Origin of the sequence: Pseudomonas sp. HMSC057H01 (assembly GCF_001836405.1) — a bacterium.
In the GTDB taxonomy this organism is placed as follows: Bacteria; Pseudomonadota; Gammaproteobacteria; order Pseudomonadales; family Pseudomonadaceae; genus Pseudomonas; species Pseudomonas aeruginosa.
On record NZ_KV828478.1, the window covers coordinates 193,883 to 195,264 of the forward strand.

At 64.0% G+C, this 1,382-nt stretch carries 2 protein-coding genes; both read left to right on the top strand.

Features of this window, described 5'->3' with window-relative positions; translation table 11 throughout:
- A partial coding sequence (locus HMPREF2581_RS18200) for a paraquat-inducible protein A (RefSeq protein ID WP_070867356.1) occupies nt 1–589 on the top strand: 589 nt, incomplete at its 5' end.
- The coding region (locus tag HMPREF2581_RS18205) for a PqiB family protein (RefSeq protein ID WP_139181911.1) at nt 582–1,382 on the top strand (801 nt) is incomplete at its 3' end. The genes HMPREF2581_RS18200 and HMPREF2581_RS18205, both read left to right, overlap by 8 nt.

Genomic DNA, 1,382 nt, shown 5'->3' on the forward strand with positions numbered 1-1,382 from the left:
CGGCGAGTGCCACCAGTTGAATCGCGCCGACGGGAACGAGCATCCGCGTTGCAGTCGCTGCGGCGCGAAGCTGCATCCTCGGCGGCCGAACAGCATTGCCCGTACCTGGGCGTTGCTGATCTCGGCGATGATTCTCTACGTTCCCGCCAACCTGTTGCCGATCATGACCGTCAACATGCTCGGCAAGGGCTCCCCGGCGACCATCATGGGCGGGGTCGTGACCCTGATCCAGGCCGACATGTTTCCCATCGCCCTGGTGGTGTTCGTCGCCAGTATCGTCGTCCCCACCTTCAAGCTGGTCGGCATCGCCCTGTTGCTCTATTCGGTGCAGCGGCACCAGCCGATGTCGGCCCGCCAGCGAATCATGATGTACCGCTTCATCGAATGGGTCGGGCGCTGGTCGATGCTCGATATCTTCGTCATCGCCATCCTCGTGGCGCTGGTCAATTTCGGCAACCTGGCGAGCATCGAGGCCAATCTCGGCGCCGCCGCCTTCGCCAGCGTGGTGGTGCTCACCATGCTCGCCGCCGTGACGTTCGACCCCCGACTTATCTGGGACAACACCAATCTGGACGACGAGAATGAGTGATTTGCCAAGCCCGAAGAAACACAAGACCTCGAACTGGTCGGCGATCTGGGTGCTGCCGCTGGTGGCCCTGGCTATCGGGGCCTGGCTGGGCTGGCGCGCCTACGACCAGGCAGGGGTGCTGATCCAGGTGCGCTTCGAGAGCAGCGATGGCATCCAGGCGAAGAAGACCGAGGTGCTGTACAAGGGCATCGCGGTCGGCAAGGTCGTCGCGCTGGATGTCAGCGAAGATATCAAGGGCGTGGTGGCCACCATCGAAATGGACAAGGAGGCGCGCCAGTACCTGAGCAAGGGTACCCGCTTCTGGCTGGTCAAGCCGCGGGTTTCCCTGGCTGGCGTCACCGGCCTGGAAACCCTGGTCTCCGGCGTCTACATCGCGGTCGATCCGGTGAAGGGCGAGAAGGAAGAACGCAACTTCACCGCGCTGAAGCAGCCGCCCCCCCTTTCCGACAGGCTGCCCGGCCTGCACCTGACCCTCAAGGCCGATCGCCTGGGCTCCCTGGAGCAGGGCAGCCCGGTGTTCTACCGGCAGATCCAGGTCGGCCAGGTGAAGAGCTTCCAGCTGGGCGATGACCAGAGGACCATCGAGATCAAGGTGCACATCGAGCCGGCCTACGCCGACCTGGTGCGCAAGCACACGCGATTCTGGAACGCCAGCGGCATCTCCATTTCCGGCGGCCTGTCCGGCTTCAAGGTGCGTAGCGAATCGTTGCTGACCCTGGCGGCCGGCGGCATCGCTTTCGCTACTTCCGATAGTCGAGGCGACAGCCCGCCGACCGATCCGAGCAAGCCGTTC